The organism is Pseudomonas sp. NPDC086278 (assembly GCF_050280905.1).
GTDB lineage: Bacteria > Pseudomonadota > Gammaproteobacteria > Pseudomonadales > Pseudomonadaceae > Aquipseudomonas.
This window is the reverse complement of the sequence record NZ_JBNNWE010000156.1, coordinates 1-7,234: the sequence shown is the minus strand read 5'-3', so window position 1 is coordinate 7,234 and position 7,234 is coordinate 1. Positions and strand designations below refer to the sequence as shown.

The 7,234-nt window shown below is 59.3% G+C and carries 6 protein-coding genes; 3 read left to right on the top strand and 3 right to left on the bottom strand.

The features are described 5' to 3' along the window. Both ACQKP4_RS27800 and cobM read left to right on the top strand, forming a co-directional pair. The coding region (locus ACQKP4_RS27800; RefSeq protein WP_427637227.1) for a cobalamin biosynthesis protein at positions 1 to 345 on the top strand (345 nt) is incomplete at its 5' end. 82 nt (positions 346 to 427) lie between these two features. Continuing rightward, positions 428 to 1,174, top strand: a complete 747-nt coding sequence (cobM, locus tag ACQKP4_RS27795; RefSeq protein ID WP_427637225.1) for a precorrin-4 C(11)-methyltransferase — start codon at positions 428 to 430, stop codon at positions 1,172 to 1,174. Between the two features lie 159 nt (positions 1,175 to 1,333). Here cobM and nfuA read toward each other — a convergent pair whose 3' ends face one another. The 3 genes from nfuA to ACQKP4_RS27780 form a co-directional block, all read right to left on the bottom strand. Beyond that, the gene (gene nfuA / locus ACQKP4_RS27790; RefSeq protein WP_007898222.1) at positions 1,334 to 1,918 is read right to left on the bottom strand and encodes a Fe-S biogenesis protein NfuA; all 585 of its coding nucleotides are present in this window, start codon (positions 1,916 to 1,918) and stop codon (positions 1,334 to 1,336) included. Between the two features lie 57 nt (positions 1,919 to 1,975). Beyond that, entirely contained in the window at positions 1,976 to 3,010 is a 1,035-nt protein-coding gene (locus ACQKP4_RS27785) for an acyltransferase family protein (protein WP_427637224.1), read from the bottom strand. Between the two features lie 114 nt (positions 3,011 to 3,124). Further along, positions 3,125 to 5,422 carry a fatty acid cis/trans isomerase gene (locus ACQKP4_RS27780; RefSeq protein WP_427637223.1) on the bottom strand — a complete coding sequence of 766 codons (2,298 nt, stop codon included), beginning with the start codon at positions 5,420 to 5,422 and terminating at the stop codon, positions 3,125 to 3,127. A 152-nt stretch (positions 5,423 to 5,574) separates the two neighbouring features. Here ACQKP4_RS27780 and ACQKP4_RS27775 point away from each other — a divergent pair. Then, a partial coding sequence (locus tag ACQKP4_RS27775; RefSeq protein ID WP_427637221.1) for a homocysteine S-methyltransferase family protein occupies positions 5,575 to 7,234 on the top strand: 1,660 nt, incomplete at its 3' end.

Below are 7,234 nucleotides of genomic sequence, written 5' to 3'. Positions count from 1 at the left end.
ACGCTGCGGGCGTTGCTCGATCAGGCATTACAGGCGCATCACATTGAATTGCAGGCGATCAAGGCCTTGGCCAGCATCGATCTGAAACGCGATGAACCGGGCCTGAACGAACTCGCCGAGCAACTGGGACTCGAGGTGATGTACTTCAGCAGCGAACAACTGGCTGCCTATCAACCTCGGCTCAGCCATCAATCGCAAATCGCCTTCGAACGCACCGGCTGCTACGGGGTCGCAGAAAGCGCTGCCCTCGCGCTCGCCGAACACCTGACCAACACACCCGCGAAGTTGCTGATTCCACGGCAAAAATACGCACAGGCGACCCTCGCATTAGCGGGCGCTGCATAAAATCCCCGATAATCCCCGCCTTCGATCATGAGCATTCTTCATCTGAAGCCTTGCCCAAGCCCTTTTCTGACAGGAAACGATGATGACCGTCTATTTCATTGGCGCAGGTCCCGGCGACCCGGAACTGATCACCGTCAAAGGCCAGCGGCTGATTCGCAGCTGCCCGGTGATCATCTATGCCGGCTCGCTGGTGCCCGGTGCCGTACTCGAGGGTCATAGCGCTGAACAAGTGGTCAACAGCGCTGAATTGCACCTGGAACAGATCATCGAACTGATCAAGACTGCCCACGCCAAGGGTCAGGACGTGGCGCGGGTGCATTCCGGCGACCCGAGTCTTTATGGCGCGATTGGCGAGCAGATTCGTTATCTGCGCGAATACGCCATTCCGTTTGAAATCATTCCCGGTGTAACTGCCACGGCCGCCTGTGCGGCACTGTTGGGCACCGAACTGACGCTGCCGGATGTGTCGCAAAGTGTCATTCTGACCCGCTACGCCGATAAGACGGCGATGCCGGCCGGTGAGGAGCTGGGCAGCCTGGCGCAACACGGGGCAACCATGGCGATTCATCTGGGGGTGAATCACCTGGATAAGATTCTGGCCGAATTGCTCCCGCATTACGGCGCCGACTGCCCGATCGCGGTGATTCACCGGGCGACCTGGCCGGATCAGGATTGGGTGGTGGGAACGCTGCAGGACATTGCCGAGAAGGTCGCGGCCAAGGGGTTTCGGCGTACGGCGTTGATTCTGGTGGGTCGGGTGTTGGGCAGTGATCAGTTCAGTGAGTCGTCGCTGTATCGCGCGGGGCATGCGCATTTGTATCGCCCTTAGCGGCCTCTTCGCGAGCAAGCCCGCTCCCACATTGGAGCTGCGGCGTTCGCAAATCCCCTGTGGGAGCGGGCTTGCTCGCGAAGACGTCTTTAACAGTCAGCCATAAAAAAACGGCGCTCACGGGGCGCCGTTTTTTTATGTTTGCAGCGAACACCTTACTCAGTAGTAGGCGTTTTCTTTCTGCGTGTGGTCGGTCACGTCGCGAACACCCTTGAGCTCGGGAATACGCTCGAGCAAGGTACGCTCGATGCCTTCACGCAGGGTGACGTCAGCCTGGCCGCAGCCTTGGCAACCGCCGCCGAACTTCAGTACGGCGATGCCGTCTTCGACCACATCGATCAGGCTGACCTGACCGCCGTGGCTCGCGAGCCCCGGGTTGATCTCGGTTTGCAGGTAATAGTTGATGCGCTCGTTGACCGGGCTGTCGGCGTTGACCATCGGCACTTTGGCGTTTGGCGCCTTGATGGTCAGCTGACCACCCATGCGGTCGGTGGCGTAGTCGACAACCGCGTCGTCCAGGAAAGCTTCGCTGAACGAATCGATATAAGCGGTGAAGCTTTTCAGCCCCAGCGCGGTGTCTTCAGGTTTTTCTTCGCCCGGCTTGCAGTAAGCAATGCAGGTTTCGGCGTACTGAGTGCCAGGCTGGGTGATGAAGACGCGGATACCGATGCCTGGGGTGTTCTGCTTGGAGAGCAGATCAGCCAGATAATCGTGGGCGGCGTCAGTGATGGTAATAGCGGTCATGGAAACTCCTCGCAGGCGTGGGCGCAGTTTACGCCAATCATCGCGCGGCACAAAGTCCTAGTATTTTTGTCGGGAAAGAACGGCAAGCGCTTTATTCGACGATTCGCCGTCGATCAAGCCTTTAAGCCACCGATAGCTGCTTTTTTCCACAAATTCATAACTTGCCCAGGAAGCCAGGCCGATGAATGCAGCGCAGACGCCGAACATGGCGTAGGGATTGATGCCATAACGCTGCGCGACAAAACCACCGGCGGACAGCACCAACACATGCATCAGGTACACCGAGTAGGAACTGTTGCCGAGCACTTTGAACACCCGGCTGCCAGCGAAAAAGCGCTCCAGCGACATGCACGCTATCACCAGCACCGCACTCGGCAGCCCCCACGCCAGAAACCGAGGTTGGGGTGCCCAGTGATAAATCGCCCACAGCGCGCCCGTGATTCCCAGTAGCGGCAGGCACAATCGCGGAATAATCCAGCCACGCCGGAACGCCATGCCGATGGCGATCCCCAGCAGAAACTCATAAACAATATCCACGCGGTAGAACGTACTGATCCAGCCGTAACCGGTCCACGCCTGACACACCGCGAACAACAGCGCCGCCACAATCATCAGCCGTGCCTGTACACGAAACAGCAGGGCCCAGGCGAACAACACATAGAAGAGCATTTCGTAATTGAGGGTCCAACCGACATTGAGCGTCGGATAGATCCCATAGCCGCCGGGGTTTTCCGAGGGAATAAACAGCAACGACAGCAGAAAATGCGCCCAGTCGACCTTCTGGTCCGGCAACACCGGCCGCGCGAATACCACCACCAGCGCCATCAGCGCTGTGTACAGCCAATAGGCCGGCACAATGCGCGACAGCCGGTACAGCAGAAAGCGTGTGGGCGGCAGGGATTTGTCTTGGGTCGAAAGGAAAATCACCAAGCCGCTGATGACGAAGAAAATGTCGACGCCCACTGCGCCCTTGTCGATAAACAGCTGACCGATCGGGCCATTGGCCTTGAAGTCGAAGAAAATCTGCATGAAATGGTGGCAGACCACGGTCCAGGCGGCGAGCGCACGCAGTGCCTGTACTGAAATCAACATCAACTGCCCTCCAGATCAGTCCTCGACCCCCTGCCATTGACCCTGTGGGAGTTAGCTCCCACAGGGTTGTGTGGTGTCTCAGGATTGGGACAGCAGCGACCTGTCAAAAGTCGATCAAAGATTCTCGTAGCGGTTCATGTCCAGCACACCCTCTTCCTCCGGGTCCGTCTCGTGGAGGTATTGGCTCAGATCATGGAAGTAGAACCAGAACTGCGGATGGCTGCGGCGAATGCCCCAGCGCTCGACGATTTTCTCGAAGCGATTGGCATCTTTGGCGCTTTCCATCGCCGCCACGAACTCCGGAACCTGATCGGCCGGGATATTGAACATGAAGTTCGGATAACTACTGAGCACGCCCGGGTAAATGGTCAGCGTGTCCAGCCCCGGTTGATAGCGAAGTGATTCGCCCAGCATAAACGCCACGTTGCTGTGCGCGCGGTTGCGCAGCAGGCTGTAAATCTCGCGCTTGCCGCTCGCGGTTTCGATGCGCAACATGGTCGCTTCAGGCAACTGATCAATGACCCTCAGACCGGCGGCCGGGCGCGACGTCAGGCTGCTCAAAGCCTGCTCGGCATCCTGCAATGCCGGGTCGATGTTCGGCCGCGAGCAATACGCCCCGTCGCAGCGGTTGATCGGGTCGGGTCTGGCGTTGAGGTCGCCGTAACGCGCGAGCAGTTGCGTCGCGAAGTCGCGTTTCGGGTCTTTCTCGTCGAGTTTCAGCGCAGTCGGCTTGTCGTCGTCGATGGCTTCGTAATCCAACCACATCTTGATCTCACCGCTGGTTTGATACCAATCGTCGAGGTAGGCGTCGCGTGAGTTGGCCGGCATCAGCCGCAGGAAGTTCTGCTCGGCGCCGTTGCGGATCAGGTCGAAATACAGCCGCGTTTGCGCCTGATGGGAAACATTGCCGTACACATCGAAGTTAACCGCCAACTGGTAATACGTGCGCTCCAGCAACGGGTAATCAAACAGCCATATGGTTTGCGGCACCTCACCGATCAGTCCCTTGACGACCGAAGCGCTGTCATAGTGGCGAAAGATGCTCAGCAACGCGTTGTCATTGCCAGCCCACAAGGTCGACCAGCTCGGCGCCGGGATATCAGCGTAGCTGTCGCGGCGCAGGGCCTGATATTCGTTGCGCTTGTCGCGGTAATCGTGCCAAAGCGTGAGGACGCTGCCGACGTCGTCGTCCTGTCCCGGCATCGCCAGCAACGGCGTGGCCTGGCCGCGATAGTTCGGGTCGGTGACATAGAGGTCGTGCTCCGGCGCCTGGAACAGCGCCCAGAAGTTGTCGCGGATCACATCCGTGGCGATCTGGCCACGGCACACCGGGCCGCGAATGAAGGTGCGCACAAAGTACTCGGCGTTATCGAGCATGAATTGATAACGCGCCTGCACCGGAATCGCTTCAAACGTGGAAAACGGATTCGCCCGACGTTCCGGCCCGTAGCCCGGCAAGGCATCGACTTTCCAATTGCCGCTATAAAACAGACTTTTGACCCGCGCCATCTTCGCCGCGCTCAGCGGGTAGGTGATGTGAGTTTTCTGCACAATCACGCCTTGCACCGGCCATAGGCGGTAATACACCTGCGTGCCGGGATCGTCATCGGGGCGCCGTGTACTGATCAGGTCAATCGGCTGGCCGGTCGGCGTGCGCGAACGCACCCACTGAAAGAAATGCCCCGGCTCGCCGTCATTGAAGTAGATATGGGCGAGAAACCAGTGCTCGAACAACCAGCGCCCGACCAGGCTCTCGCGGGCACCCGGTGAATTAAGCAGGTTTTCCCACTGCACCACCTGCATCGCTTCCTTGGCGGAAGGCACCAGGCCCTGCTCGTCAATCGGCGCGCCCGAAGCCAGCCAGCGCTGGAGCGTCTGGTATTGCTGATCGGTCAAGCCGGTGACCGCCAGCGGCATGCCTTCCTTTGGATGAGCGCTGGCATAATTGCCGAACTCGCCCGGCATGGCGCACATGTTTTCCCGGTTCAGGCCAAGAACGATGTCTTCCGGCAGTTTTGCGTTGGGCGTAACGGGGGTGTTGTGACCCAACTCCAGCATCCGCGCCATCAACGCGGCCTGGCTGCCCTGCCCGTCAATCACCGGATAGAAGCCCTTTTGCTCCCAGGCCTGTTTGCCGAAAGCGTCGTAAAACAGTCGGGTCGGCGCGGCGGCCTGGCTGCGCTCGCCGTCATAGACCGGCACCTTGTTCGCGCCACGCGCCGCGCCCTCGCCGCTGCCCAGGTTGAGCTGACAGGCTGCGTCGTTGCACGCGTGGCAGGCGACGCACTTCTCGGTGAAGATCGGTTGAATGTCGCGGCTGTACGAGATGGCAGGCGAAACGGCTGGACTCTGCGCAGCGGCACTCCAGCTTAAGCACAGCATAAAAATGCCGGTGATGACGCGATACGACATGTCCTTGGTCCTGATCCTGAAAACGCCGCGATTCTACCGTGATGGCATCCGAACTAACATGAGCGATATTCATGCAAATCCCGCACATGCTCTAAAAGCGCACAGGTTTGCTATGATCCCGCTCCTTCGTCATGGTCTTCCGAGTAGTTCTAATGTCCGATCGCAGCGTTCGCCTTCAAGCTCTCAAGCACGCCCTTAAAGAGCGCATTCTGATTCTCGACGGCGGCATGGGCACGATGATCCAGAGCTACAAGCTCGAAGAACAGGATTACCGTGGCAAACGCTTTGCCGACTGGCCCAGCGACGTCAAAGGCAACAACGACCTGTTGGTGCTGACGCGCCCGGACGTGATCGGCTCCATCGAGAAGGCGTACCTGGATGCCGGCGCTGACATTCTCGAGACCAATACCTTCAACGCCACCCAGGTTTCCCTGGCCGATTACGGCATGCAAGGCCTAGCGTACGAATTAAACGTAGAAGGCGCACGGCTGGCGCGCAAGGTCGCCGACGCCAAGACCTTGGAAACACCGGAAAAACCGCGCTTCGTCGCCGGTGTGATCGGGCCGACCAGTCGTACCTGCTCGCTGTCGCCGGACGTGAACAACCCCGGTTACCGCAACGTGACCTTCGATGAACTGGTGGAAAACTACACCGAGGCCACCAAAGGCCTGATCGAAGGCGGTGCCGACCTGATCCTGATCGAAACCATTTTCGACACCCTGAACGCCAAAGCCGCGATCTTCGCCGTGCAAGGCGTGTTCGAAGAGCTGGGCATTGAATTGCCGATCATGATTTCCGGGACCATCACCGACGCCTCCGGTCGCACCTTGTCGGGCCAGACCACCGAAGCCTTCTGGAACTCGGTGGCCCACGCCAAACCGATCTCGGTCGGCCTCAACTGTGCCCTCGGCGCCAGCGAATTGCGCCCGTACCTGGAAGAGCTGTCGAACAAGGCCGGCACCCACGTCTCGGCGCACCCGAACGCCGGCCTGCCGAACGAATTCGGCGAGTACGACGAGCTGCCGTCGCAAACCGCCAAGGTCATCGAAGAATTCGCCCAAAGCGGCTTCCTCAACATTGTCGGCGGCTGCTGCGGCACCACGCCGGGCCACATCGAAGCCATCGCCAAAGCCGTGGCCGGTTATGCACCGCGGGTGATTCCGGACATTCCAAAAGCTTGCCGCCTGTCCGGCCTGGAACCGTTCACCATCGATCGCAGCTCGTTGTTCGTCAACGTCGGCGAACGGACCAACATCACCGGTTCCGCCAAGTTCGCCCGGCTGATCCGTGAAGACAACTACACCGAAGCGCTGGAAGTCGCCCTGCAACAAGTTGAAGCCGGTGCTCAGATCATCGACATCAACATGGACGAGGGGATGCTCGATTCGAAGAAGGCCATGGTGACCTTCCTCAATCTGATTGCCGGCGAACCGGACATCTCTCGCGTGCCGATCATGATCGACTCCTCCAAGTGGGAAGTGATCGAAGCCGGCCTGAAGTGCATTCAGGGCAAGGGCATCGTCAACTCGATCAGCATGAAGGAAGGCGTCGAGCAGTTTATTCACCACGCCAAATTGTGCAAGCGCTACGGCGCCGCCGTGGTGGTGATGGCCTTCGACGAAGCCGGCCAGGCCGATACCGAAGCGCGCAAGAAAGAAATCTGCAAACGCTCCTACGACATTCTGGTCAACGAAGTCGGCTTCCCGCCGGAAGACATCATCTTCGACCCGAACAACGAGAAACCCTGTTCAACTGGCTCGCCCCTTATGTTCCCGGAGCCAAGGTGTTCGACCCGTTCGCCGGCAGCGGCGC